This is a genomic window from Microbispora rosea (genome assembly GCF_900156315.1).
Classification (GTDB): Bacteria; Actinomycetota; Actinomycetes; order Streptosporangiales; family Streptosporangiaceae; genus Microbispora; species Microbispora rosea.
In genome coordinates this window covers 110,175-136,213 of sequence record NZ_FTNI01000005.1, presented here as the reverse complement: position 1 = coordinate 136,213, position 26,039 = coordinate 110,175, and the positions used below count along the sequence as shown (strand labels likewise).

Genomic DNA, 26,039 nt, shown 5'->3' with positions numbered 1-26,039 from the left:
AGACCGTATTGCGCGCCGTGTCGTACGCCCGGAACGTGGAAGGGCCCGCGGAGTGGCCGACCCGCGGGTAGGTGATCGGCTGGTGCCCAAGCGGGAGGGATTCACCGAGTGCTTCCGCACCGAGCGAGGCTTCGGTCGTGACCGCCAACGGGTGCCTCTTGGCCCCGCCTCGGACGCGCTAGCGGCCGGCATGCCCTCGGATGATTGTTAGCGTTAACATTTTGCCCTCGTCTTCGTCCTCCTCCACATCGAGAGATCGGCCGGTGGTGGTGGAGCGGAGCAAAGCGGAGGCGTGAGCCCGCTGTCAAGTGGCGCGATAGGTGCGGACCCGAACGCGGGAGGGCGCGAACGCGGCCCAGCTGCCGCATCAGGGAACTCTCGGAGCTTCCCGGCGACGACGGTGAATGAAACGTTCATCCGATGACTGCGCTCCCGGATCACACACCGGCCGCGGCGGTTCGAGATCACGGGATGGTTTACGCTGCGCCGGACTTTCTCGGCGGAACCCTACTCTTGACACATTTCGGCGAGGTTTCCACACTGAGCCCCGAGGCGGTCTCCCGCTGTCCGGTGGTGGTGCGCGGGGCGGAGGCCTGCCGTTCGCGACGCCCTCGTGGTGTGCGCTCCTTGCCCGAGAGCACGGCGTCCAGCGCTGAATGCCCCCGCGTTTCCCCTTTCTCTGGTCGCAGTGATGGAGGCTCAGGCATGGGCGCACGCGCCGTTCCGCCGCCGGGAACCCGGCGGCCACCCGCGGACCCGTCCGCGTCCGGGCCCGGCTCGCGGAGCCGGTCGCTCCGGCGGGCGACAGGCCGGGCGATGGGCTGGACGGTGGCGGCGGTGGTGGCCGTCCTCGGGCTGTTGTCGGCGGCCATCGCGACCGGCCCGGCGTCGGCCGCGGACAATCCCTTCCAGCGCGGGCCGAACCCGACCGTGGAGAGCGTCGCGGCCACCAGGGGGACCTTCGCGACCGCCCAGACCAGCGTGCCGGCCGGCAACGGCTTCGGCGGCGGAGTCGTCTACTACCCGACCGACACCAGCCAGGGAACGTTCGGCGGAGTCGCGATCGTGCCGGGCTACTCCGCCCTGTTCGCCGACGAAGAGGCCTGGATGGGGCCCTGGCTCGCCTCGTTCGGCTTCGTGGTGATCGGCATCGAGACCAACAGCCGCACCGACAGCGCGGACGCCCGCGGGACCCAGCTGCTCGCCGCCCTGGACTACCTCACCCAGCGCAGTCCGGTACGCGACCGGGTCGACCCGAACAGGTTGTCGGTCGTCGGACACTCGGCGGGCGGCGCGGGGGTCCTCAGCGCGCTGCTCCGGCGGCCCTCCCTCAAGGCCGGGGTCGGGCTCGCGCCCGGCTCTCCCGTGGGCAACTACGACCTCTACGACGACCGGGTGCCGACGATGTTCATCTCCGGGCAGCGGGACACGACCGTCACGCGGTCGTATCTCAACGGGCTGTACGGCACGCTGCCGGCCACGACGCCGAGCGCGTGGGTGGAGATCACCGGGGTGGACCACCTGTTCGCGACGCGGGCCAACACGACCGAGATGCGGGTGCTGATCCCGTGGCTGAAGATCTGGGTGGACGACGACACCCGGTACACCCGGTTCCTGTGCCCGCTGGCGGACTCCACCGGCATCTCGATGTACCGCGACACGTGCCCGTACGTGCCGCCGGGCGGGTCGTCGCCGTCGCCGAGCGCCTCGCCCTCGTCATCCCCCTCCCCCTCGCCGTCCCCATCTCCCTCGCCCTCGCCGTCCCCGTCCGCCAGTCCCTCACCGCCGCCGCCGGGCGCCTGCGCGGCCGAGTACCACACGGTGAACTCGTGGCCCGGCGGCTACCAGGCGTCGGTCACGGTGACGGCGGGCGCCTCGGCGGTCCAGGGCTGGACCGTCAGGTGGACGCTCGGCAGCGGCCAGTCGATCACCCAGCTGTGGAACGGCACGCTGAGCACGAGCGGTTCCGCGGTGACGGTGAAGAACGCCTCCTACAACGGCACGATCCCCGCGTCCGGCTCGGCCACCTTCGGGTTCCTGGCCACCGGCACGCCGTCGGCTCCCCCGCTCACCTGCACCAGCCCGTGACCGATCGCGGCAGGTCGCGCCAATCGATGTCCCGTTGACTCCGGACAGGCCCGGAGCGGAGCCCTGGCCGGAACTGTCGAAACGATTCCGAGTGTCCCTACCCCCGTGTCCCTACCCCGTGTCCCTACCCCCCATGGACTTGGAGAAGTGAATTGTCTGACTTCACCCGACGGCAAGTGCTGCGATTCGGCGCGGTCGGAGCCGGGGCCGCGCTGGCGCCGTTCCAATGGACGGCGGTCGCGCGGGCCGCGGTGGCGGCCCCTCCCGAGGTGAGCGCCGCGAACGACCTGGCCCTCTGGTACGACGAAAGCGCCGGCACCGACTGGCTGCGCGCGCTGCCGATCGGCAACGGCCGGCTGGGCGCGATGGTGTTCGGCAACGTCGACACCGAGCGGTTGCAGCTCAACGAGGACACCATCTGGGCCGGCGGCCCGTACGACCAGAGCAACACGAGGGGCGCGGGAGCGCTCGGCCAGATCCGGCAGCTGGTCTTCCAGAACCAGTGGAGCCAGGCCCAGAGCCTCATCGACCAGAACATGCTGGGCAACCCCTCGGCCCAGCTGGCGTACCAGACCGTCGGCAACCTGCGGCTCACCTTCGGCAGCAGCAGCGGAGTCTCGGAGTACAACCGTGTCCTGGACCTGACCACGGCCACCACGACCACGTCGTACCTGCAGAACGGCGTGAGGTATCGGCGTGAGGTGTTCGCGAGCGCGCCGGACCAGGTGATCGCCATCCGCCTCACCGCCGACAGGGGCGGCTCGATCACGTTCTCCGCGACGTTCGACAGCCCACAGCGGACCACGCGCTCCAGCCCGGACGGCACGACGGTGGCGCTCGACGGCGTCTCGGGCGACCAGCGTGGCCTGGCGGGCAAGGTCAGATTCCTGGCGCTGGCCAAGGCCGTGGCCGACGGCGGCACGGTCAGCAGCTCCGGCGGCACCCTCCAGGTGCGGAACGCCAACAGCGTGACCGTGCTGATCTCCATCGGCTCCAGCTATGTGAACTACAAGGACACCGGCGGCGACTACCAGGGCATCGCGCGGGGCTACCTCAACGCCGCCGGCGGCAGGACCTACGACGACCTGCGCTCCAGGCACGTCGCCGACTACCAGCGGCTGTTCGGGCGCACGACGCTCGACCTCGGCCGCACCTCGGCGGCCGACCAGCCGACCGACGTGCGGATCGCCCAGCACGCGAACACCAACGACCCGCAGTTCTCGGTGCTGCTGTTCCAGTTCGGCCGCTACCTGCTGATCTCCTCCTCGCGGCCGGGGACCCAGCCGGCCAACCTGCAGGGCATCTGGAACGACTCCCTCAGCCCGTCGTGGGATTCCAAGTACACCCTCAACGCGAACCTGCCGATGAACTACTGGCCCGCCGACACCACGAACCTGTCGGAGTGCTACGAGCCGGTGTTCGGCATGATCAACGACCTCACGGTGACCGGCGCCCGCACCGCCCGGGTGCAGTACAACGCCGGCGGCTGGGTCACCCACCACAACACCGACGGATGGCGGGGCAGCTCCGTCGTCGACGGCGCGCTCTGGGGCATGTGGCAGACCGGCGGCGCCTGGCTCGCCACGATGATCTGGGACCACTACCTGTTCACCGGCGACGTCGACTTCCTCCGGCAGAACTACCCGGCGATGAAGGGCGCGGCGCAGTTCTTCCTCGACACCCTCGTGCAGGAGCCGAGCCTGGGTTACCTGGTCACGAACCCGTCGAACTCCCCCGAACTTCCCCACCACTCGGGTGTCAGCGTGTGCGCCGGCCCGACGATGGACAACCAGATCCTGCGCGACCTGTTCAACGGCTGCGCCAAGGCCAGCGAGGTCCTCGGCACGGACGCGAGCTTCCGGACCCAGGTCCTGGCCGCCAGGGACCGGCTTCCTCCGATGAAGGTCGGCTCGCGCGGCAACATCCAGGAATGGCTGTACGACTGGGTGGAGACCGAGCAGAACCACCGGCACATCTCGCATTTGTACGGCCTGCACCCCAGCAACCAGATCACCAAGCGCGGCACCCCCACCCTCTACAACGCGGCGCGGCGGACCCTCGAATTGCGCGGCGACGACGGCACCGGCTGGTCGCTGGCCTGGAAGATCAACTACTGGGCGCGGATGGAGGAGGGCAACCGGGCACGCAACCTGATCGGCCTCCTGGTGAGGACCGACCGGCTCGCGCCGAACATGTTCGACCTGCACCCGCCGTTCCAGATCGACGGCAACTTCGGCGCCACCTCCGGCATCGCCGAGATGCTGCTGCAGAGCCACAACGGCGAGCTGCACGTGCTGCCCGCACTGCCCACGGCGTGGCCCAGCGGGAAGGTGCAGGGCCTGCGGGGCCGCGGCGGCTACACCGTGGGCGCGACCTGGAGCTCCAATGGGAACACCGAGATCCTCGTCAAATTCGACCGCGCCGGCACGGTCAACGTGCGCAACCGGAGCTTCACCGGCACCTACCAGGTGGTCGACGCCGAGACCGGCGGCGCCGTCACCGTCACCAAGCCCGAGGCCGACGTCATCGCGCTGCCCGGCCAGGCCGGCCGCACCTACCGCCTGACCGGTTCCGGCGGCGGCACCACGCCGTCGACCTACGTGCGGATCGCCAACGCCTCCACCGGCCTGGCGCTGGACAGCGGCGGCAACGTGGCGTCGGGGTCGAACCTCAAGCAGTGGAACTGGGACGGCAGCACGAACCTCCAGTGGCAGCTCGTCGACCTGGGCGGCGGCTGGTATCGGATCGTCAACCGCACCAACGGCATGGTGGCCGACAGCTGGGGCAACACCGCCAACGGCGCCAACGCCAGGCAGGCGGCCTGGAACGGCGGCAACAACCAGCAGTGGCGGCTCAACGACCTCGGCAACGGCCGCTACCAGATCGTCAACCGGGGCACCGGCACCGCCCTCGACGGCATGGGCTACACCACCGCCGGCTCCACCGTCGGCATGTGGACGCCGAACAACAACGCCAACAACCAGTGGACGATCACCGGCGTGTGACCTGGCCGACCCGGGCAGGACGGAAGGGAGTGTCAGGGCGGCAGCGGATCCTGCCGCCCTGCGGCACCCTGCACACCGATACGTTCGCGCCCTCGGTCGCACGCGGGCATCGCCGGTCAGGACAAGCCGTCGCGGGGCCGTACGACCGCGACGGGGCAGTGCGCGCGGTGCAGCACGGCGTGGCTGACCGAGCCGATCAGGGCGCCGCGCACTCCGCCCAGTCCGCGGGAGCCGACGACCACGAGGTCGGCGACGAGCGAGGCCTCGGCCAGCGCCGGGACCGGGTGGCCGCAGACCGCCGACTCGACGAGCGGGACGTCCGGGTGCTTGTCGCGCCACGGCGCGAGCCGCAGCCGCGCCGCCCGGCACTCGTTGTCGAATATCTCCTGGAGCGCCAGCCCGTAGCCGACCGCGAAGGGCGACACCATCGGCATCTCCCAGGCGTACACCGCGTGCACCCGCCCGCGCCGGGCCCGGGCCTCCTCGAAGGCGAACTGCAGAGCCGCCTCGGAATGAGGTGATCCGTCGAAGCCGACGACGACCTCGTGGTACTCGTCCCGGTGCGGTTTGCGCACCACCACGACCGGGACCTCCGCGTGACCGGTCAGGCCGAGGCCGACGGAGCCCAGGACCAGGCCGGAGAAGCCGCCCATCCCCCGGCTGCCGACCACGAGGGCGTCGGCGGCGGCCGATGCGGCGCGCAGGGTCTCGACGACCGTCCCCTCGGCGAGCTCCGTGGTCACCTCCAGGCCGGGGGCGAGCTCCCGGGCCCGGGCGGCCGCCGCCGCGAGCACGCCCTCGCAGAACTCGCTGTAGGACTGGGCGAAGCCCTCGACGGCGTGGAACGGGTATTCGTGCGCCCACGGCTCTCGCACGTGGACGATCCGCAGTGCGGCCTCCCGGCGCCGCGCGTCGTCCGCCGCCCACTCCAGCGCCGCCGTCGCCGGCTTCGATCCATCGACGGCCACGACGATCTGTCCGGACATGTACTTCTCCTCCTGTGCTCAAGCGGTACGCGGACGCGCGAGGGTCAGCGCTCCCGGCCACCATCGCACCGTGTCCGCCGCCCACGGCGCAGCAGACGAAAGTCCTCAAGCGGAGGGACTTCCGCCCGCCCGGGCCCGGCGCGCTCCGCACAGCGGCCGCGCGGGGGACGACGGTCCCCCGCGCGGCCGGGTGTGAGGCTGCCGCCGGTCAGGCCCGCGACAGCCTGATCACGTTCCAGGAGACCGGCGGCAGCACGATCCGGAGCGGATCGCTCCGGTGGCTCGTGTTGGGGCGGGGCGCCACCCGATCGGGGTCGTCGGCGGTGTTGCGGGCGTAGACGTCCTCGTGGGTGAGCGTCGTCGCCTCGACGATCCGCACGGCGCCCGTGCCCGCGCCCAGCGCCCCCGCGTCGAGCTCCAGCTCCACCGGCTCGGCCGTCGACCTGTTCACCACGAACAGCGTCGTCTCCGTCTCGTCCCGGGTGGCGACCGCGTGGAGCACGGGCACCGCGCCGAACTCGGCCGTCTCGTACGTCGGGCAGACGGGCTCGACCCGGACGACGTCGCCCTTGGCGTGCCGTGCCGCCTGCGCGAACGGGTGGAAGGTCGTCTGCCGCCAGGCCCGGCCGCCCGGCTCGGTCATGATGGGCGCGATCACGTTCACGAGCTGGGCCATGCAGGCCGCCGCGACCCGGTCGCTGTGCCGCAGCAGCGTGATGAGCAGGCTGCCGAAGGCCACGGCGTCGGCGAGGTGGTAGTGGTCCTCCAGGAGCGGCGGCGCGACCGGCCAGTCCTGCCCGGGCTCCGCCGCCTGGACGCGGCTCAGGTACCAGACGTTCCACTCGTCGAAGGAGACGGAGATCTTCTTGCGGGAGCCGAGTTTGGCCCCCACCTGGTCGGCCGTGGAGACGACCGTGGAGATGAAGTGCTCCATGTCGCTGGCGCAGGCCAGGAAACCGGCGAGGTCGCCGTCCTTCTCCTCGTAGTAGGCGTGACAGGAGATGTGGTCGACCAGGTCGTAGGTCTCCTCCAGCACGGTCGCCTCCCAGGTGCCGAAGGTCGGCATGGAGGAGCCGGAGCTGCCGCAGGCGACCAGTTCCAGACTGGGGTCGACCATGCGCATGGCCCGGGCGGTCTCGGCGGCGATCCTGCCGTACTCGAGGGCGGTCTTGTGCCCGATCTGCCAGGGGCCGTCCATCTCGTTGCCCAGGCACCACATGCGGATGTCGTGCGGATCCTTGGCGCCGTTGGCGATCCGCAGGTCCGACAGCGCAGTGCCGGACGGGATGTTGCAGTATTCGAGGAGGTCCACGGCCTCCTGCACGCCTCGGGTGCCGAGGTTGACCGCCATCATCGGCTCAAGGCCGGCCACCCGGGTCCACCGGATGAACTCGTCGATGCCGATCTCGTTGGTCTCGGTGCTGTGCCAGGCGAGGTCGAGCCGCCGGGGGCGCTGCTCGCGCGGGCCGATGCCGTCCTCCCAGCGGTAGCCGGAGACGAAGTTGCCGCCGGGGTAGCGCACGGTGCTCACGCCGAGCTCGCGGGTGAGCGCGAGCACGTCGCCGCGGAACCCCTCCTCGTCCGCCGTGGGGTGGCCGGGCTCGTAGATGCCGGTGTAAACGCAGCGGCCGAGGTGCTCGACGAACGTGCCGAACGTGCGGCGCCGTACGGGGGCCACACGGTGGGCGGGATCGATGGTCAGCTGTGCCTGGAGCACGAACATCTCCTTCAGCAGGCAGGGGTCTCGCGGGCTGATTGTTAGCGTTCGCATTGCCTCTGGTCAAGATCTCGCCCCGGAAAACCCGACCCTTGACGCATCCGCTGTTACCGCTAACAGTCGTAGTCGATCTCCCCTCGGGACGCCGACGGCGTCCCCTGGACCGAGCCGGCACCCTCGTGCAGGGAATGCCCGCCATCCGGCCGGGCATGCTCTCAGTCAAGGAACCTCTGGGAGCGGGAGCGCGCATCGTGACTCGCGGCGTGACGAACGGCCGGGCGGGCCGGGCCAGGTGGGCCCCCGCCGTGCTGACCGCGCTCGGCCTGCTGGCGGGCGCGTGCGGATCCGGCCCAGGGAGCGGCACGGCGACCGGCACGGCGACCGGCACGGCGACCGTCCGGCAGAGCAGCCCGGCGGCCACCTCCCCCACCCCCTCCGCCACAACCACCGCGGGTTCCCTCGTGGCGGGCCGCTACCAGCCGTTGTGGCCGTTCGCCGACGAGAGACAGGCGCGGGACTGGCAGGAGAGCTACCGCTCGGGCGGCCACCAGCCCTGGCACCTGGACGCGGAGCGCACCGCGCTCTCCTTCACGCAGGGATTCCTGGGCTTCACCGGTGTCGACCGGGTGGTCAAGCGCACGGTGACCGGTGCGGACGCCCGCGTCTCGGTCGGCATCCGCGGAGAGGGCGGCGGGCGGCCCGGCATCGCCGCCGTCATCCACCTGGTCAGGTTCGGCACGGGGCCGGACGCGCCGTGGGAGGTGGTGGGCACCGACGACACCACCTTCTCCCTCACCACGCCCCGGTACGGCGCCCTCGTCTCGTCCCCCGTCACGGTGGGCGGCAGGATCACCGGGGTGGACGAGAGCGTCCGGGTGCAGGTACGCGCGATCGGGAGCACCCGCCCCCTCGGCGAGCGCTGCTGCGTCTCGGCCGGAGGGGACGACGCCCCCTGGTCCGCCACCGTGACCTTCCGCGCGGACCCGGGCCGCACGCTCACCCTCGTCGCCGGCACCGGCGGTCATGTGGCGGAGGTCGAGCGCTTCGCCGTCACCGGCGTCCGGGTGGCGCGGTAGGCGCGCGCTGCTTCGCGTGCACGACCTACTTCGCGTGCACGACGACGCTGCCGTGGGCCACGTCACCGGCTCCGTTCTGGTAGATCAGGTCACCGGTCCTCTCGTCCCAGATCCGGACGGCGAAGCGGTCCACGCCGTCCCCGTCGCCGGTGTCGCCGTCGCGGGCGACGACCTCGAAGCCGTACCGCCCGGTGCCGCCGATCGTCCCGATGCCGCGATACCGGACCTCTCCGCCCGCGACCACGAGCCAGTCGTACGCCGTGGACCGGAAGCTCAGCCGCCCGGCCTGGAACGAGAAGGTCGTGTCACCGATCGGAACCGCGTGGTCCTTGCCGGAGGCGTTCTTCACGTACCTGGCCGCGAACCCGAAGGTGGCCTGACCGGTCAGCGCGGGGTTGGCGCGGTAGGCGCCCGCGGGCGAGTCGATCCAGCCGCCGCCGGTGACGAAGCCGGCGTCCCGGTCGTACACGACCACGGGACGGCCCGTGGCCGTGGCGGTCGCGCCGTCGTCGTCGGCGACGGTGACGACGGGCTCGTACACACCGGGCTTCGCGTAGGTGCGCCGGGCCGTGCACGTCCCGCCGTCGACATCGCCGGACGAGGTGGTCCCGTCCTTCCAGTCCACCGCGCAGGTGAGCACGTCGTTCGCGCCCCGGTCGGTGACCGGGACCGAGAGGGTCACGCGCGTGCCGGCCTCGACCGGGCCGGTGGGCGTGACGACGTCCCCGGTCTTCGGAACCGCGTTGGCGACGGTCACCTTCGCGGTGTCGCGGCTGCGGCCGGAGGTCAGCGTGACGGTGTAGGTCCCGTCGTCGTCGCAGGTGAGGGCGGTCTCAGCGGCGGCGGGATCCGAGAAGGAGCAGGTCGCGCCGGAGCCGGCGCCCTCGCCGGGCGCGTAGCTCCACTTCGCCGCGCCGGTGGCCGATCCCGCCAGCCGGATGGGGGACCCCTCGCGGCCCTCGGCGTCCGGCCCGGCGTTCGCGACCGACACCGGGGCGACGCTCTCCAGCGTCGGCACGACCTTCTTGATCAGGCCGTTCTCGTCGAACTCCATCCGGTCGATGGTGGTCTCCCGGTGGGTGCCGTCGCCGCCGGGGACGGCGAAGCGGTGATAGGCGATGTACCAGTCGTCGGTGCCCGGCACCCGTACGACGGAGTGGTGGCCGGTGCCCCTGATCCCGAGGGACAGGTCCTTCTGCAGGATCACGCCCCGCTTGGTCCACGGGCCGAGCGGCGAGGCGCCGGTGGCGTACGCGACCTGGTAGTTCTCGTCGCGCGTGTCGTTCTCCGACCACATGAAGTAGTAGATCCCGCCGCGCTCGAAGACGAACGAGCCCTCGTTGTAGCCGCTCGGCTTGTACGTCTTCACCTTGGCGGGGTCGAACGACACCATGTCGTCGTTCAGCGGCACCTGGTAGGAGTTTCCGTTGCCCCAGTAGAGGTAGGCCTGGCCGTCGTCGTCGACGAACACGTCGGAGTCGATCATCTGGCCGCTGTAGGTCCCGGCCGCCACCAGCGGCTTGCCCAGGGCGTCCTTGAACGGCCCGGCCGGCGAGTCGGACACGGCGACGCCGAGGTGTTTGCCGGTGTCGCCGGTGGCCATGCCGCCGCTGAAGTAGAAGTAGTAGGTGCCGTTCCGCTCGGCGATCGTCGGCGCCCAGGCGCTGTTGTCGGCCCAGGTCACGTCGGGTCCGAGGTCGAGGACGACGCCGTGGTCGGTCCAGTGGACGAGGTCCTTGGACGAGAACGCGTGGAACTGCGTGCCGCTCCAGCCGGCGAAGCCGTCGGTGGTCGGATACATCCAGAACGTGTCGCCGAAGACGGCGATGTTCGGGTCGGCGTACAGGCCGGGGAGCACCGGGCTCCTCATCACCCGCGCCTCGACCGTCCACGTTCGCCGGGCGCCGTCGGAGCCGGTGACGGTGTAGGTGACCGGCTCGGACAGGTCGCGCACGGTGCCGGAGGCGGGACTGATGCTCGCTCCCGGGACCAGGGTGAACGCGGGGGCGAGCCGGCTGAGGTCGGTGCCCTCCTTCACCGGCAGGACGATCCTGCCGTTCGTGCCGTCCACGATCGCCGGGACCTTGAGCTCGGGCAGCGTGGCCGCGCCGACGGCCGCCGTGTTGCCGGAGACCCGGAGCACCTCGGTCGCCGACAGCGCGTGGTCGTAGATCCGGAAGTCGTCCACCTCGCCGGCGAAGTAGGGGTCGGCCGCGTAGAGCGACTTCCCGATGTACCCCGTGTGGTCCTTGGTCGCGTCGTACAGGTCGGAGGGCGTGACCGGCACGTCGGTCGCGCGCGCCGCCTCGATGCCGTCGAGGTACATGACGGCGGTCCTGCTGTCGCCGTCGACGGTCACCGCGACGTGCTTCCAGGCGCCGCCCGGCAGGGCCGCGCCGCCGGACAGCTTCGACTCGGCCTGCCAGCCGCCCGCCGTGATCGCCGAGTAGAGGGTCTTGCCGCCGTTGTACGGCGAGGTGAACAGATACTTGGTGCTGTCCGGGCCGAGACCGTACAGCCACTGGTTCACCGTCGTGGAGGCGTTCCACTTCACGTAGGTGGCGACGGTGACGCCGCCGAGGCCCTTCAGCACGCCGTTCGGGATCTTCACGTACGGCGCGGTGGTGGACGAGGACGGCCCTCCGGACATCGCGAACGAGCCGCCCTCGACGCCCCGGCCGAAGGCGGGCGTCCGCTCGTAGCCGCCGTCGTTGCCGTGGCCCGAGGCGTCGTGGACGACGGTGCCGCCCGTCTCGTCGAACGTGTACCGCAGCAGCAGGCCGGACGGTTCCGTCTCGCCGGCCGCGTGCGCCGGGGTCACGAGCGGGCCCGCCACCAGGGACAGCACGGCCGCGGCCGCGAGCGCGAGCCGAGAGAGGCGTGGGAGGCGTCGTAGGGGGGTGGTGCGGCTGGGCATCGTCTCTCCCGACCGGCGGCCCGGGACCATCGGCCTCGTTAGCGCTAACATCAGGAGACCCGCTCCGCCCCGACGATGTCGGGAGCGGAGTGGATCGGTCTCGTGAGTGTCGGCCGCGGAGCGTGTGATCGTCAAGACCCCGCGCGAAGGCCCGGGGTTGTCAGTGGCCCCGGCGGATCCACTCGTCGAGGTGCGGCAGCTCCGCGCCGATCGTCGTGCTGTCGCCGTGACCGGTGTGGACGACGGTCTCGGGCGGCAGGGCCAGCAGGCGGTCGCGGATGGAGTCGATGATCACGCCGAAGTCGGAGAACGAGCGGCCGGTCGCGCCGGGACCGCCCTGGAACAGGGTGTCGCCGGTGAAGACGACGCCGAGGCCGGGCGCGTGGAAGCAGCAGGCGCCGGGAGCGTGCCCGGGAGTGTGGAGCACTTCGAGGCGGGTTCCGGCGACCTCGATGACCTGTCCGTCGGACAGCGTGCCGCCGGGCTCGCGATCGGGGTGGGTGAGCCGCCAGACCGGCAGGTCGTCCGGGTGCAGCAGGACGGGCGCCCCGGTGGCCTCCGACAGGTCCGGCGCGACCCGCACATGGTCGTCGTGGGCGTGGGTGGCGAGGATGGCCAGGACGCGCCGGCCCGCGATCACGTCGGTGATCGCCTTGACGTCGTGGGGCGCGTCGAACACCACGCACTCGGCGTCGTCGCCGAGCACCCAGACGTTGTTGTCGACGTCGAAGGTCTGGCCGTCCAGGCTGAAGGTGCCCGAGGTGACGGCATGGTCGATACGGGCACTCACTTGAAGATCACCACCGTGCGGAACATGACCTTATTCTGCACGTGCTCCGCGGGCGGTGACGACCGGGAGGTCACGATGGGCGTCACGATGGGGGGTCACGGCCCCTGACGCTGGTCCTCGGCGGTCCGGGAGGGCTTGGGCGGCAGCACCGGCTCCAGGCGGAACATCCCGGCCGACACCTCCTCGTGCGGGGGCGCGGCCCCCCGCCTGCCCGCGACCGCCACGAGCACGTCGGTCACGGTGACGAGACCCTGCAGGGCGCCGGAGGTCCCGATCACCGGGACGACGTCCACCCCCGACTCCAGCATGACGTCCGCCACGGCGGGGAGCGACGCGTCGGGCGACACGTGCGGGCACCTGCGCCCGGTCAGCAACTGGCGCACCTGGCTGCTCGACTGCTCCGCCGGCCCGCCGGACCAGTGGGCCGCGATGTCCTCCCGGGTGAGCACGCCGATGATGCGGGAATTCGAATCCACAACGGGCAGGTGATGCATCGACCCGCGACGCATGAGTTCCCAGGCCATGAGCGGGGACTCGTCCGGCTTCACGGTCACGAGCACCCTGCTCATCACGTCGGCGGCGGTCATGGCTTCTACGGTCATCGTTCCTCCCGCGGGCGGCGCTGCGCCATCTCCATCCGACCACCGTGGGCGCGGCGCCGCACGGGCCCAAAGACCCGACCGCCGGGGACCTCCGGCACCTGCCCGTACGGCCCGCGCGGCGGTGGAATGACCACGACGGCGACGGACGGGGGAGGTGGGCCATGCTGGCCGCTGAGGTCATGAGCAGCCCGGCGATCACGTTGCGCCGCGACGACTCCGTGCGGCGGGCGATCCGGGTGCTGTACGACCACGACATCACGGCCGCCCCCGTGCTCGGGGAGCACGGCGAGCTGGTCGGCATGGTCAGCGAGATCGACCTGCTGTGCGGCGCGTTCGCGCCGGGCGCCTCGGCGCCCCGCACCGTGGCGGACGTCATGTCGCGCCAGGTGAGCACGGTCGAGGACACCACGGACGCGCGGGTGCTGACGGACCTCATGATCGCCAAGCGGGTCAAGAGCGTGCCCGTGCTGCGCGACGAGCGGGTCGTCGGGATGGTCAGCCGCCACGACCTCATGGCGCTGCTGGCCAGGTCGGACGACGAGCTGCGCGAGGCCGTTCTGGCCGCCCTGCGGGAGCGCTACCCCTCCGACGCGTCCTGGGAGGTGCTCGTGCGCGACGGCGAGATCGACCTGCGGGGCCCGGAGGGCCAGGGCCCCGGGCACGTGGGCGACCTGCTGGAGCGGACCGTCCCGGGGGTGCGGCCGGCCCGCCTGCTCCGCTGACGCGGCGCCGGCGTGACGGCTCAGCGCGCCCTCACCACGGCGACCGGGCAGCGGGCGTGGGCGAGCACGGCGCGGCTCACCGAGCCGAGCACGGCCGCGGTGAAGGCGTTGCGGCCGTGGGAGCCGACCACGAGCAGGACGGCCCGGGACGAGGCCTCGATGAGCGCGGAGACCGGATGGGCGCGGACCATCTCCAGCTCGGCTTTGACGTCGGCGTACCGGCTCCGCCACGGCTGCAGCTCGCCGCGCGCGTAGTCCTCCGCGGCCCGCCGCATGCCGTCCAGGTCCATCCCGATCACGGGCCCGTACGGCACCGGCGGCTCCCAGGCGCAGACGACCCGCACCCGGTGACCGCGCAGCCGCGCCTCCTCGAACGCGTACGCCAGGGCGGGCCCGGACGCCTCCGAGCAGTCGAACCCCGCCACGATCTCGGCCGCCGCCTCCGGGGGCTCCGGCCGTACGACGACGACCGGCACGGCCACGTGCCCGGCGACCTGGTTGCCCACCGAGCCGAGCAGCATGCCGGGGAAGCCGCCCCCGCCGTGGCTGCCGAGCACCACTTCGGAGGCGCGGGCCGCCTGGTCGCGCAGGACCCGGCCGGGACGCCCCTCGGCGAGCTCCGTCGTCACGTCGAGGCCGGGGCCCCGGTCCCTGGCGACCCGCTCGGCGTGGTCGAGGAGCTGCCGACCGGAGGGCGCCAGCCTGTCGTAGCTGTCGGGGATGGGATAGCGCGGGCCGTCGTACGGCAGGCGCTCGACGGCGTGGACCACCCGCAGGGGCAGGCCCTGCAGGACGGCGTGTCCGGCCGCCCACTCCACCGCCCGGGTCGCGCCCGCGGACCCGTCGGTGCCGACGACCACCGGGTCGCTGACCCGATCGGCGAACGGATCACTGATCGGCTCGGTCATGGCGCGATGCCTCCTCACGGTGTCGATCAAGTGTCGATCAAGGTGTCGAGCACGGCGTGGACGGCAGCGGCACGCTCCAGCACACGCGCGTTCCTCCGGCGGCGCCGGTCTCGGCGGCGCACGACCCGCCCAGGCTCTCGGCGCGGTCGCACAGGTTGCGCAGGCCGCTGCGGCGTCCCCGCGCCGGGAGGCCGACCCCGTCGTCCTCCACGAGCAGGGTCAGCCGGTCCTTGTCCAGGCGTACGGTGACGGCGGCGCGGGTGGCATGGGCGTGCCGCACCACGTTGGAGATCGCCTCCCGCGCCACGGCCAGCAGGTGGTCGCCGACGTGGGCGGGCACGCGGGTGTCGAGCTGCCCGTCCATGCACAGGGCCGGCAGGAAACCGAGGGGCTCCCGGGCGCCCTCGACCAGCTCGACGAGCCGGGCGCGCAGCCCGGGGGCGTCGGCGGGAGCGCGCAGGGCGAAGATCGTGGAGCGGATCTGCCGGATCGTGCCGTCGAGTTCGTCGATCGCGGTCCGCAGCCGCGCGGCCGCCTCCGGGCGCTCCACCAGCCGCGTGGCGCCCGTCAGCGTCATCGCGACCGCGAACAGCCGCTGGATGACCACGTCGTGCAGGTCCTTGGCGATGCGGTCGCGGTCCTCCAGCAGGCCGAGCCGCTCGGCGTCCCTGCGCGCCTCGTCCAGTTCGAGCGCGACCGCCGCGTGCCCGGCGAAGGAGTGGACCATGCAGACCTCCGCCCGGCTGAACGGGACACGGCCGGGCCGCCTGGCCAGAGACAGCACCCCGCGCACCGCTCCCGGCGCTCCCAGCGGCACGGCGCACGCCGCTCCCGCCTCCCCTGTCGCCGTGAGGAAGTCGGTGTCGCTCAGTTCCGTGACGACGCGCGGCTCCGCACGGAGGAAGGCCTGCCCGGCCAGCGAGCCCTCGACGGGCAGCCGGCGCCTGCGGGCCGGGCCGGGCACGCCGTCCGCGATCGCGACCCGCAGCGTCAGGCCGCCGCCTTCCGGCAGGAGGATCGCCGCCGTGTCCGCGCCGGCCATCCGCCGGGCACGGCGGGCGATCAGCGTCAGCACCCGCGGTGTCTCGGCGCCGGACAGCAGGCTCCTCGTGATCTCCGCCGACGCCTGGAGCCAGGTCTCCCTGCGGCGGCTGTCCTCGTAGAGGCGGGCGTTCTCGATCGCCACCCCGGCGGCGCCGGCGAAGGCCACGATGATCGCCTCGTCGTCCTCGTCGAACTCCCCTCCCCCGCGCTTGTCCGTCAGGTAGAGGTTGCCGAACAGCCTGCCCCGGACCCGTACGGGCACGCCGAGGAAGCCGGCCATCGGCGGATGGCCGGCGGGGAAGCCGTACGACCGGGGATGGTCGCCGATACGGGCCAGCCGCAGGGGCCGGGGTTCCTTGATCAGCAGGCCGAGCAGACCCAGGCCGTGCGGCCAGTGATCGATGCGGGCGATCTCCTCCTCGCTCAGCCCCACGGGGACGAAGCGGGCGAGGGTGTCGTCCTCCCCGATCACGCCGAGCGCGGCGTACCTGGCATCGGCCAGCGTGGCGGCGGTCTCGACGATCCGGTGCAGCACGGTCTCCAGGTCCAGGTTTCCGCCCACGGAGACGACCGCCTCCAGCAGCGCGTAGGCCCGGTCGCGCGTCGACAGGACCGCCTGCAGCCTCGTGTGCAGTTCGGCCAGCAGCCCGTCCAGGTGCGTCTGCGGGATCATGGTCCGCTCCCCCGTCGGCGCCACGCATGCCCCCCCACATTGGAGTGTCGCAAACCGGGCACTCCACGCTCCCGCCCTTTGCCAGGTCGCGACCGGCTTCTTACGGTACGTATGCGCCCATCCTCCGTCGGCCGCGGACATACTCGGATTGAGCCGAATCGGACGCGGGGGTGCGCCATGAGTGAGCCGCGTGACGGCGTCATCCGGGTCGCCTGGCACGGAGCCGACCGGTTCGACGTCCGGATCCGGCGCCACGTGGTACGCGCCGACCAGCCCGCGGACGTCGGCGGGAGCGACACCGGCCCCACTCCGGCCGAGCTGTTCGTGGGCAGCGTGGCGGCGGGCGTCGCCTGCTGCGCCGAACGCTACCTGCGCCAGCGGCAGCTGCCCGCCGGGGTGGGCGTGACCGTGCGGTACGGCCTGGGCGTCTGCCCCGGGCGGATCGACCACATCGAGCTGTCGGTGGAGGCTCCCGGCCTGCCCGCGGGGCTGCGCGCCTCACTCCTGTCGGTCCTGGAGCACTGCGCCGTCTGCACCACGCTGCGGGTGCCGCCGCGGGTCACGTTCGAGGTCCGCCAGGAAGCCTGTCCGCGGGCGGGTCAGGCCAGCCGGCCGACGCCGCCGAGGACGTAGCCGCCCTTGCTGTGCTCGACGAAGTCGCCGTCGTTGCGCCAGTCGGCCACGTCGACCAGCCCCGGCTCGACCAGCTCGAACCCCGTGAAGAACCTGGCGATGTGCTCGGGCGTGCGGTCGCGCAGCGCGGCCGTCGACTTCTCGTACACCGCCCTGGCCTCGGTGATCGTGTCCTCGCTCAGGCGGCCCTGGGTGCCGTGGGAGATGACGAGGTGGCTGCCGGGGGCCATGCGCTCGCGGAAGTACGACACCACCCGCTCGGCGTCGTCGTCCTCCACGAAGTGCAGAACGGCGACGAACAGCACGGCCACCGGCTTGCTGAAGTCGATCAGCTCCTTAGTGACCGGGCTCTCGACGATCGCGTCCGGGTCGCGCATGTCGGCCTGCACCACGCCCGTACGGCCGGTGCCGGTGAGCAGCGCCCGCCCGTGCGCGGCGACGATGGGGTCGTTGTCGACGTAGACGACGGTCGCCTCGGGATCGACCTCGTGGGCGACCTCGTGGACGTTGCCCTGTGTGGGGACGCCCGTGCCCAGGTCGAGGAACTGCCGGATGCCCGACTCGCTGAGGAAGCGGACGGCCCGGCCGAGGAACTCCCGGTTCTGCCTGATCACCAGGCGGCCGTCGGAGCCGACCAGTTCGAGCAGTTTCTCGGCGGCGGCCCTGTCGACCGCGAAGTTGTCCTTGCCGCCCAGCCACCAGTCGTAGATCCGCGCCACGCTCGGCGTGGAGAAGTCGATGGCCTTCAGCGCTTCCTCGTCCCGGCTCACCCGCGCTCCCCTCGCCTTCCCGCTCCGCGATGATCTTACGGGAACGGGCGGGAGACGGCGGCCCGGTAGTCGCCGGCGATTCGGGCCGCGACGGCCAGCAGCGGATCGACCAGGCGGGGCAGCTCGCGCACCCGCCTGGAGGAGACCACGATGCCGACGGCCGCGACGGGCCGGTCCCCGGCCAGCACCGGCGCGGCGGCCGAGCAGGAGCCGAGCGTCATCTCCTCGTGTGTCGTGGCGTACCCCTGGGCGCGCACCTGGGTCAGCTCGCGGGCCAGCCGGCCCGGCTCGGTGATGGTGTGCGGGGTCGGCCGCTCCAGCGGTCTCGACAGGTAGGAGCTGACGAACCAGCCCGGCTCGAAGGCGAGCAGCGCCTTGCCGACGCCGGTCGGGTGCATGGGCAGGCGCGCCCCGGTCCGCGACACGATCGGCACGGCCCGCTTGCCGTACACCTTGTCCACGTAGAGCACCTCCAGCCCGTCGCGCACCGCCAGGTGGACGTTCTCCCCGGTGCCGCCGAACAGCTCCTGCAGCCAGGGGCGCGCCACCTCCTGCAGCGGGTCGGGAACGAGCTGGCCCAGCTCCCACAGGCGGCGGCCGATCTGGTAGCGCCCGTCGGCGCCGCGGCGCAGGGCGCGCCACTCCTCCAGCTCCCCGACGAGCCGGTGGGCGGTGCTCAGCGCCATGCCGGTCCGTTCGGCGATCTCCGTCAGCGTGAGCCGCGGTTGGTGGGCGTCGAAGGCGCCGAGAATGGCCAGCGCCCGGGAGGTCACGGAACGTCCCGGGTCGCGCGCGCCGCCGGCCATGTGACCCCCTTCTTCCGCTCAGTAGAAGCAAAGCCTACGCGGGACGGCGGGTGCTTCCCGATGCTTGGGCCATGCGAACTCAGGTCGGGATCATCGGGGCCGGGCCGGCCGGCCTGCTGCTCTCTCATCTGCTCCACCTGCGCGGGATCGAGTCCGTCGTGCTCGAACGCCGCAGCAGGGACTACGTCGAGCGGCGGGTGCGGGCGGGGGTGCTCGAACAGGGCACGGTGGACACGCTCGTGGAGGCGGGGGTGGGCGCGCGCATGCAGGCGGAGGGCCTGCCCCACCACGGGATCGAGCTGCGGTACGGCGGAGCGGGCCACCGCATCGCCTTCGAGCGGCTGGTGCCCGGACGGGCCATCACCGTGTACGGCCAGCAGGAGGTCGTCAAGGACCTGATCGCCGCACGGCTGGCGGCCGGGGGCGACGTCCGCTTCGAGGTGGACGACGTGGCGGTGCACGACATCGGCACCGACCGGCCGTACCTCACTTTCGGGGGCGAGCGGCTGGACTGCGACGTGATCGCCGGGTGCGACGGCTTCCACGGGGTGTCTCGGCCGTCGATCCCCGAGGGCGTGCTGACCGAGTATCAGCGCGACTACCCGTTCGCCTGGCTCGGCATCCTCGCGAAGGTGAAGCCGTCGTCGGAGGAGCTGATCTACTCGCGGACCGAGCGCGGCTTCGCGCTGCACAGCATGCGCACCCCGGAGATCAGCCGCTTCTATCTGCAGGTGGCCCCCGACGAGGACCTCGCCGCGTGGCCCGACGAGCGGATCTGGGCCGAGCTGCGGGCCCGGCTGGAGACCGTGCCCGGCTTCACCCTCACGACCGGCGAGATCCTCGAACGGGGGATCACGCCGATGCGCGGCTACGTGGCCGAGCCCATGCAGTACGGCAGGCTGTTCCTGGCCGGGGACGCGGCCCACATCGTGCCGCCGACCGGCGCGAAGGGGCTCAACCTCGCGGTGGCCGACGTGCGGGTGCTGACCGAGGCGCTGGCGCGCTTCTTCGCCGACGGCTCGACCGAGGCGTTGGACGACTATTCGCGGGCCTGCCTGCCCCGGGTGTGGCGGGCCCAGCACTTCTCGTGGTGGATGACGACGCTGCTGCACACGTTCGAGTCCGACGACGCCTACGCCAGGAAGCTGCAGACCTCCTACCTCGACTACGTGACGTCCTCCGAGGCGGCCGGGACGACACTGGCGGAGAACTACGTGGGCCTGCCCTACCAAGAGGAGACACCGTGACACACCCGCCCTACCTGCACCCGGACTACGCCAGCACGGTCCTGCGGGCGCCGTCCCGGCCGCCGCTGGAGATGAAGCAGGACCCGGAGGCGGCCGAGCTGACCGGCCCGGTCTTCGGCCGCGGCGAGGTGGACCCGCTCGACGCCGACCTGACCGCGGGCCACGCGGGCGAGCCGCTCGGCGAGCGCATCATCGTCACCGGACGCGTCCTCGACGCGTCGGGCCGGCCGGTGCCGGACACGCTGGTGGAGATCTGGCAGGCCAACTCCGCCGGCCGGTACGCCCACCAGCGCGACCAGCATCCGGCCCCGCTCGACCCCAACTTCACCGGAGCCGGCCGGTGCCTGACCGACGACGAGGGCCGCTACCGGTTCGTCACGATCAAGCCGGGGGCCTATCCCTGGCGCAACCACCCCAACGCCTGGCGGCCCGCGCACATCCACTTCTCGGTGTTCGGCACGGCGTTCACCCAGCGCCTGGTGACGCAGATGTACTTCCCCGGCGACCCGCTGTTCGCCTTCGACCCGATCTTCCGGTCCATTCCCGACCCGGCCGCCCGCGAGCGGCTCGTCGCCACGTTCGACCTGGGGATCACCGAGCCGGAGTGGGCGCTCGGCTACCGGTGGGACGTGGTGCTCGGCCGTACCCCCATGGAGGACGCGTGACCACCCCTTCGCAGACCGTCGGCCCGTTCTTCGGGTACGCCCTGCCGTACGCGGCCGACTGGGAGCTCGTCCCCGAGGGCCATCCGGGGGCCGTCACGATCACCGGCCTGGTGCTGGACGGGGCCGGCGAGCCGGTGCCCGACGCCCTGCTCGAGCTGTGGACCGGGGAAGGCGGTGATCGGGGCGCCCTGAGCCGGAGCGGGACCGGGGTCTCCGGCTTCGGCCGGTGCGGCACCGCGCCCGACGGCTCCTACCGGTTCCGCCTCGCGCCGCCGTCCCGGCCGTACGCCGCGCTGCTGGTCTTCGCGCGGGGCCTGCTCAAGCCGGTGCGCACCCGCGTCTACCTCGCCGACGTGCCCGACCCCCTGCTCGGCTCCCTCGACCCGGCCCGCCGCGCGACGTTGCTCGCCCGCCCGGAGGGGCAGGACGTCTACCGGTTCGACGTACGGCTGCAGGGCGAGCGGGAGACGGTCTTCCTTGAGTTCTGACGGAGGCGCTGATCGCGGGCTGCTCTCCCCGGTGTGGGCGGGCACGGAGGTGGCGGCGGTCACGGCCGACGACGCCTGGCTGCGGGCGATGCTGGAGGCGGAGGTGTGCCTCGCGCGGGCGCAGGCCCGCCTCGGCGTCGTCCCCGGGCGGGCCGCCGCCGCGATCGCCGAGGCGGCCCGTCATGACCGCCACGACGCCGCCGGCCTCGCCCGCCGCGCCAGGGACGCCGGCAACCCCGTCGTCCCGCTGGTCAAGGACCTGCGGGCCGCGGCCGGCGAGGCCGGGTCCTGGGTGCATCACGGCGCGACGAGCCAGGACATCCTCGACACGGCGGCGATGCTGGTCGCCGCGCGGGCCCGCGAGGTGATCCTGCGCCACCTCGACCGGGTGCTCGCCGCACTGGCCCGGCTGGCCGCCGACCACCGGGACACCCCGATGGCGGGCCGGACGCTCGGGCAGCAGGCCGTGCCCACCACGTTCGGCCTGAAGGCCGCCGGGTGGCTGACCGGCTGCCGGGACGCGCGCGACCGCCTGGCGGCGGTGCCGCTGCCGGTCCAGCTCGGCGGCGCGGCCGGCACCATGGCCGGGTACGGCGAGAGGGCGCTCGACCTGCTGCCGCTGTTCGCGGCCGAGACCGGGCTGGCCGAGCCGGTGCTGCCCTGGCACACGCTGCGCACGCCGGTGACCGACCTGGCCGGCGCGCTCGCCGCCGTGACGGGCGCGCTGGGCAAGCTCGCCACCGACGTGATCCTGCTGGCGCAGAGCGAGGTGGGCGAGGTCGCCGAGCCCGCCGCGCCGGGCCGGGGCGGTTCGTCGGCGATGGCGCACAAGCGCAACCCGGTGCTGGCCACGATGATCAGGTCGGCGGCGCTCCAGGCCCCGGCGCAGGCGCAGGTCCTGCTCACCGCGCTGGTCGCCGAGCACGAGCGGCCCGCCGGGAGCTGGCACGCCGAGTGGCAGCCGCTGCGCGAGTGCCTGCGCCTGGCGGGCGGCTCGGCCGAAACGGCCGCCGAGCTGGCCGAGGGGCTGGAGGTGTTCCCCGGGCGCATGCGGCACAATCTCGATCACCTGCTCGCCGTGCTGGCCGAACACGGGGAGGACCCCGGCGTCGGATCCGCGCCCGCTCTGGTCGACCGGGCTCTGGCGCACCACGAGAGAAAGGCACCATGATCCCGCACCACCGATTCGACGGGCCGCAGGACGCCCCGGTCGTCGTGCTCGGGCCCTCTCTGGGCACGACCCTCGACCTGTGGGAGCCGCAGCTCCCCGTGCTCACCCGCACCTGGCGGGTGCTCCGCTACGACCTGCCCGGCCACGGCGGCTCGCCGGCCGCCTCCGGTTCCGCGCGTGATCTGACCGTGGACGACCTCGCCGACGGGGTGCTGGCGCTGCTCGACCGCAACGGCCTGGACTCGGTCGCGTACGCGGGGGTGTCGCTGGGCGGGGCCGTCGGGACCGCGCTGGCGCTGCGTGCGCCGGACCGCGTCGCGAGCCTGGTCCTGTGCTGCACCTCCGCCCGGTTCGGCACGGCGGAGAGCTGGCGCGAGCGCGCCGCGCTGGTCCGCGCCGAGGGCACCAAACCCCTGACCGAGGCGACGCGGAGCCGGTGGTTCACGGCGGGCTTCGCCGACGCCGAGCGCTACCTGGACATGCTGCGTGGCGCGGACCCCGAGGGATACGCCGCGTGCTGCGACGCCCTGGCGGTCTTCGACGTCCGCGACCGGCTCGGCGAGGTCCGCGCGCCCGCCCTGGTGATCGCCGGAGCGGACGACCCGGCGACGCCGCCGTCGGACGCCGAGGTCCTGGCCCGGAGCATCCCGGAGGCCGAGCTCGTCGTCGTGCCGGGGGCCGCGCACCTGGCCGCCGCCGAGCGCCCGGACGTCGTGAACACGGAGATCACCCGGCACCTGACCACCCGCTGGAGGACGGCATGAGCCACGAGGACGGCATGCGGGTGCGCCGCGAGGTGCTGGGCGACGCGCACGTGGACCGGGCGCAGGCGCGGACCACCGAGTTCACCGCGGACTTCCAGGACCTGATCACCCGGTACGCCTGGGGCGAGATCTGGACCCGGCCGGGGCTGGACCGCCGCACCCGCAGCTGCATCACGCTCACCGCCCTTGTGGCGCGCGGGCAGCTGGAGGAGCTGGCCATGCACGTGCGGGCCGCGCGGCGCAACGGTCTCACGACCGAGGAGATCAAGGAGGTGCTGCTGCAGACCGCGATCTACTGCGGGGTGCCGGCCGCCAACGCCGCGTTCGCCGTCGCCCAGCGGGTGCTGGCGGAGGACGTCCCGGGATGAGGTGAAGTCCTTTTCCCTGGGTACGGGTGCCTCACGAGCACGAGGAGGGACCTGAATGATCGAAATCATCCCAGTCGAAACCCCCTCCCTGGGCGACCGAAGCTACCTCGTCACCGACGGGGAGGTCGCCTTCGTGGTGGACCCGCAGCGGGACATCGACCGGATGCTCCGCCTGGCCGAACGGCGCGGCGTCGAGATCCGCCACGTCTTCGAGACCCACGTGCACAACGACTACGTGACCGGCGGGCCCGCCCTGGCCGCGGCCACCGGCGCGGACTACCACGTCAACGCGGCCGACCCCGTGGAGTTCGACCGGAGCCCGACCGAGGACGGGGACGTGGTCGAGGCCGGCCCGCGCATGCGCCTGCGGGCCGTCGCCACCCCCGGCCACACCTTCACCCACCTGTCGTACGTGCTGGAGTCCCAGGACCGGCCGCCCGCCGTGTTCACCGGAGGTTCGCTGCTGCACGGCACGACCGGGCGGCCCGACCTGCTCGGCCCCGAGCACACCGGCGCCCTGGTGCGCGCCCAGTACGCCTCGGCGCACCGGCTGGCCCGCGAGCTCGCGGCCGAAACCGACGTCTTCCCCACCCACGGGTTCGGCAGCTTCTGCTCGGCCACCCAGTCGGACGTCGCCGAGTCGACGATCGGCAGGGAGCTGCGGGTCAACCCGGTCCTGACCCGGAGCGAGGACGAGTACGCGGAGTCGCTGCTGGCCGGGCTGGACGTCTACCCGGCGTACTACGCGCACATGGCCCCGCTCAACCTGGCCGGGCCGGACGCGCCGGACCTGTCCGCGCCGCGCCGCGCGGACGCCGCCGAGCTGCGCCGCCGCCTGCGGGCCGGCGAGTGGGTCGTGGACCTGCGGTCCCGTACGGCGTTCGCGGCGGGGCACCTGGCCGGGGCGCTCAACTTCGGGCTGGACGGCAACCTCGCCGTCTACCTGGGCTGGCTCATCCCGTGGAGCTCGTCGGGAACGCCGCGGATACCGGTGACCCTGCTGGGCGAGACACCCGGGGACATCGCGCAGGCGCAGCGCGAGCTGGCGCGGGTCGGCATCGACCGCCCGGCCGCTGCCGCCACGGGAGGGCCCGCGGAATGGACCGGCGACGACAAGCCCGCGTCCATGCCGACGGCGACGTTCGCCGACATGGCGGCCGTGCGGCGCCACCGCCCGATCGTGGTCCTGGACGTGCGCCGTGCGGTGGAGTGGCGCGAGTCGCACGTCCCCGGCGCGATCCACATCCCGCTGCACGAGCTGCCCGCGCGGCTGGACGAGGTGCCCGGCGGCGAGGTGTGGACGCACTGCGCGAGCGGCTACCGGGCGTCCATCGCCGCCTCGATCCTGGCCGCCGCCGGGCGGGACGTGGTGGCCGTGCACGACGCCTACGACCCCAGCACCGTGATCTTGCAATTTGTCGCAGACAGCGGCGTCGACCTGGCACGGAACCATCCGTGATCATGCAATGCCGCCCGATGGGCCGTCGTCAGCGGAGGGCCAGCAGCGCGATCACGGTGCGGGCGGCCTGCCCGCCCTCCGCCTCGGCGATCGCCAGGGCGGTCGCGACGTCCAGGTCGTCCAGCAGCGCGCGCACCGCCGCCCGCTCCCCCGCCGCCGAGGCCGCGGGCCGCCCGGCCGCCGCATGCAGCCGTTCCAGCCGGGCCGCGGCCTTGTCCAGGCCGCCGGGGCGGTAGTCCCAGTCGGCCGCCCACGGGTGGCCGAGGAGCAGCAGGCGCACGGCGCCGACGGGGTGGTGCCGCAGGAGGTCGGCGGTGAAGACGAGGTTGCCCGCCGACTTGGCCATCTTGGCGCCGTCCACGCGGACCACCCCCACGTGGAGCCAGGCGCGGGCGAACGGCCGCACTCCGGTCACCGCCTCGGCCATCGCGGCCTCGTAGGCGTGGTGCGGGAAGCGCAGGTCGGCGCCGCCCGCGTGCAGGTCGAGAGCCGGGCCGAACGTCGTCAGCGCCATGGCGGCGCACTCGGCGTGCCAGCCCGGCCGCCCGTCGCCCCACTCGCTCGGCCAGCCCGGCTCTCCCTTCGCCGACGGCCGCCAGACCGCGACGTCCGCCGGGTCGTCCCTGCGCGGGCCGGCCCCGCCGGAAACGGGGTCGTCGCCGAACTCCGCCAGCAGGCGGGCCGCCTCCTCGGCGTCGAGCCCGGCCCGCTCGCGCACGCCCGCGCCCCGGAAGTACACCGCGCCCTCCCGCTCGTACGCGTGGCCCAGCTCCAGCAGCGCGCGGGCGAGCGCCACGACCTGCGGCACATAGGTGTGCGCCCGCGGCTCGTACGTCACGGGGTGCACGTGCAGCGCGGCCATGTCCCTGTCGAAGTAGAACTGCTGCACGGCGGCGAAGCTGTCGTAGGGGCTGCCGGCCCGGCGCGCCGCCGAGGTCAGCACGTCGTCCACGTCGGTGACGTTGCGGCACACCTCGACGGGCACGCCCGCGTGCCGCAGCACCCGCACCGCCACGTCGGCCCACACGAACGTCCTCGCATGGCCGAGATGGGTCGTGTCGTAGGGCGTGATCCCGCACACGTACATCCGGGCGCGGCCCACCACGGGCAGCGGCGTCGTGCCGATCGTCAGCATGCAAC

General features: G+C 72.9%; 22 protein-coding genes. 12 read left to right on the top strand and 10 right to left on the bottom strand.

Features of this window, described 5'->3' with window-relative positions; genetic code table 11:
- The first annotated feature begins 705 nt into the window (after positions 1-705).
- Positions 706-2,088 (top strand): poly(ethylene terephthalate) hydrolase family protein, encoded by a 1,383-nt coding sequence (locus BXA11_RS44420; protein ID WP_204054032.1) that lies wholly within the window; start codon positions 706-708, stop codon positions 2,086-2,088.
- 176 nt (positions 2,089-2,264) lie between these two features.
- Complete coding sequence (locus BXA11_RS09370; protein ID WP_208865557.1) at positions 2,265-5,093, top strand: glycosyl hydrolase family 95 catalytic domain-containing protein; 2,829 nt, start codon at positions 2,265-2,267, stop codon at positions 5,091-5,093.
- 116 nt (positions 5,094-5,209) lie between these two features.
- Here the strand turns inward: BXA11_RS09370 and BXA11_RS09365 are convergent, their stop codons facing one another.
- Both BXA11_RS09365 and arfA read right to left on the bottom strand, forming a co-directional pair.
- Complete coding sequence (locus tag BXA11_RS09365) at positions 5,210-6,079, bottom strand: universal stress protein (RefSeq protein WP_076434156.1); 870 nt, start codon at positions 6,077-6,079, stop codon at positions 5,210-5,212.
- Between the two features lie 208 nt (positions 6,080-6,287).
- Positions 6,288-7,796, bottom strand: a complete 1,509-nt coding sequence (gene arfA, locus BXA11_RS09360) for an arabinosylfuranosidase ArfA (protein WP_076434311.1) — start codon at positions 7,794-7,796, stop codon at positions 6,288-6,290.
- Between the two features lie 251 nt (positions 7,797-8,047).
- Here arfA and BXA11_RS09355 point away from each other — a divergent pair, with 251 nt between their 5' ends.
- Positions 8,048-8,872 carry a hypothetical protein gene (locus BXA11_RS09355; RefSeq protein WP_204054091.1) on the top strand — a complete coding sequence of 275 codons (825 nt, stop codon included), beginning with the start codon at positions 8,048-8,050 and terminating at the stop codon, positions 8,870-8,872.
- Between the two features lie 25 nt (positions 8,873-8,897).
- Here the strand turns inward: BXA11_RS09355 and BXA11_RS09350 are convergent, their stop codons facing one another.
- The 3 genes from BXA11_RS09350 to BXA11_RS09340 all read right to left on the bottom strand — a co-directional run bounded on the left by BXA11_RS09350 (position 8,898) and on the right by BXA11_RS09340 (position 13,181).
- Positions 8,898-11,789, bottom strand: coding sequence for a family 43 glycosylhydrolase (locus BXA11_RS09350; protein WP_204054090.1), 2,892 nt, complete (start codon positions 11,787-11,789; stop codon positions 8,898-8,900).
- A gap of 160 nt (positions 11,790-11,949) precedes the next feature.
- Positions 11,950-12,579, bottom strand: a complete 630-nt coding sequence (locus BXA11_RS09345) for an MBL fold metallo-hydrolase (RefSeq protein WP_076434154.1) — start codon at positions 12,577-12,579, stop codon at positions 11,950-11,952.
- 95 nt (positions 12,580-12,674) lie between these two features.
- On the bottom strand, positions 12,675-13,181 hold the full coding sequence (locus BXA11_RS09340; RefSeq protein WP_051761715.1) for a CBS domain-containing protein: 507 nt from the start codon (positions 13,179-13,181) through the stop codon (positions 12,675-12,677).
- A 161-nt stretch (positions 13,182-13,342) separates the two neighbouring features.
- Here BXA11_RS09340 and BXA11_RS09335 point away from each other — a divergent pair, with 161 nt between their 5' ends.
- Positions 13,343-13,903: a CBS domain-containing protein gene (locus BXA11_RS09335; protein WP_051761714.1), complete on the top strand. Its 561-nt coding sequence runs from the start codon at positions 13,343-13,345 to the stop codon at positions 13,901-13,903.
- A gap of 20 nt (positions 13,904-13,923) precedes the next feature.
- On the opposite strand, the gene BXA11_RS09330 is transcribed toward BXA11_RS09335, so the two are convergent.
- Entirely contained in the window at positions 13,924-14,811 is an 888-nt protein-coding gene (locus BXA11_RS09330) for a universal stress protein (RefSeq protein ID WP_076434153.1), read from the bottom strand.
- A gap of 37 nt (positions 14,812-14,848) precedes the next feature.
- Positions 14,849-16,528, bottom strand: a complete 1,680-nt coding sequence (locus BXA11_RS09325; RefSeq protein WP_076434152.1) for a sensor histidine kinase — start codon at positions 16,526-16,528, stop codon at positions 14,849-14,851.
- Between the two features lie 177 nt (positions 16,529-16,705).
- On the opposite strand from BXA11_RS09325, the gene BXA11_RS09320 reads away from it, so the two are divergent.
- Positions 16,706-17,161 (top strand): OsmC family protein, encoded by a 456-nt coding sequence (locus BXA11_RS09320; protein ID WP_076434151.1) that lies wholly within the window; start codon positions 16,706-16,708, stop codon positions 17,159-17,161.
- On the opposite strand, the gene BXA11_RS09315 is transcribed toward BXA11_RS09320, so the two are convergent.
- Positions 17,128-17,931, bottom strand: coding sequence for an SAM-dependent methyltransferase (locus BXA11_RS09315; protein WP_076434150.1), 804 nt, complete (start codon positions 17,929-17,931; stop codon positions 17,128-17,130). The two genes, BXA11_RS09320 and BXA11_RS09315, sit on opposite strands and share 34 nt — an antisense overlap.
- A 35-nt stretch (positions 17,932-17,966) precedes the next feature.
- Entirely contained in the window at positions 17,967-18,737 is a 771-nt protein-coding gene (locus BXA11_RS09310) for an IclR family transcriptional regulator (protein WP_030508001.1), read from the bottom strand.
- Positions 18,738-18,808: 71 nt separating this feature from the next.
- Between BXA11_RS09310 and BXA11_RS09305 the strand changes: the two genes are divergently transcribed.
- Genes BXA11_RS09305 through BXA11_RS09275 form a run of 7 tightly spaced genes read left to right on the top strand, consistent with a single transcriptional unit; the run spans position 18,809 to position 24,899 of the window.
- Positions 18,809-19,984 carry a 4-hydroxybenzoate 3-monooxygenase gene (locus BXA11_RS09305; RefSeq protein ID WP_076434149.1) on the top strand — a complete coding sequence of 392 codons (1,176 nt, stop codon included), beginning with the start codon at positions 18,809-18,811 and terminating at the stop codon, positions 19,982-19,984.
- Entirely contained in the window at positions 19,981-20,649 is a 669-nt protein-coding gene (gene pcaH, locus BXA11_RS09300) for a protocatechuate 3,4-dioxygenase subunit beta (protein WP_076434148.1), read from the top strand. The genes BXA11_RS09305 and pcaH overlap by 4 nt, the downstream gene beginning before the upstream one ends.
- Entirely contained in the window at positions 20,646-21,137 is a 492-nt protein-coding gene (locus BXA11_RS09295; protein WP_076434147.1) for a peptidase associated/transthyretin-like domain-containing protein, read from the top strand. Before pcaH ends, BXA11_RS09295 begins: the two co-directional genes overlap by 4 nt.
- Positions 21,127-22,308, top strand: a complete 1,182-nt coding sequence (pcaB, locus tag BXA11_RS09290) for a 3-carboxy-cis,cis-muconate cycloisomerase (RefSeq protein WP_076434146.1) — start codon at positions 21,127-21,129, stop codon at positions 22,306-22,308. The genes BXA11_RS09295 and pcaB overlap by 11 nt, the downstream gene beginning before the upstream one ends.
- Positions 22,305-23,072 carry a 3-oxoadipate enol-lactonase gene (gene pcaD / locus BXA11_RS09285; protein WP_076434145.1) on the top strand — a complete coding sequence of 256 codons (768 nt, stop codon included), beginning with the start codon at positions 22,305-22,307 and terminating at the stop codon, positions 23,070-23,072. Before pcaB ends, pcaD begins: the two co-directional genes overlap by 4 nt.
- Positions 23,069-23,440, top strand: a complete 372-nt coding sequence (pcaC, locus tag BXA11_RS44415) for a 4-carboxymuconolactone decarboxylase (protein WP_076434144.1) — start codon at positions 23,069-23,071, stop codon at positions 23,438-23,440. The genes pcaD and pcaC overlap by 4 nt, the downstream gene beginning before the upstream one ends.
- A 55-nt stretch (positions 23,441-23,495) precedes the next feature.
- A complete protein-coding gene (locus BXA11_RS09275; RefSeq protein WP_076434143.1) occupies positions 23,496-24,899 on the top strand; it encodes an MBL fold metallo-hydrolase in 1,404 nt (467 codons plus the stop codon).
- A gap of 28 nt (positions 24,900-24,927) precedes the next feature.
- On the opposite strand, the gene BXA11_RS09270 is transcribed toward BXA11_RS09275, so the two are convergent.
- Positions 24,928-26,034: a class I tRNA ligase family protein gene (locus BXA11_RS09270; protein ID WP_076434142.1), complete on the bottom strand. Its 1,107-nt coding sequence runs from the start codon at positions 26,032-26,034 to the stop codon at positions 24,928-24,930.
- Positions 26,035-26,039 lie beyond the last annotated feature (5 nt).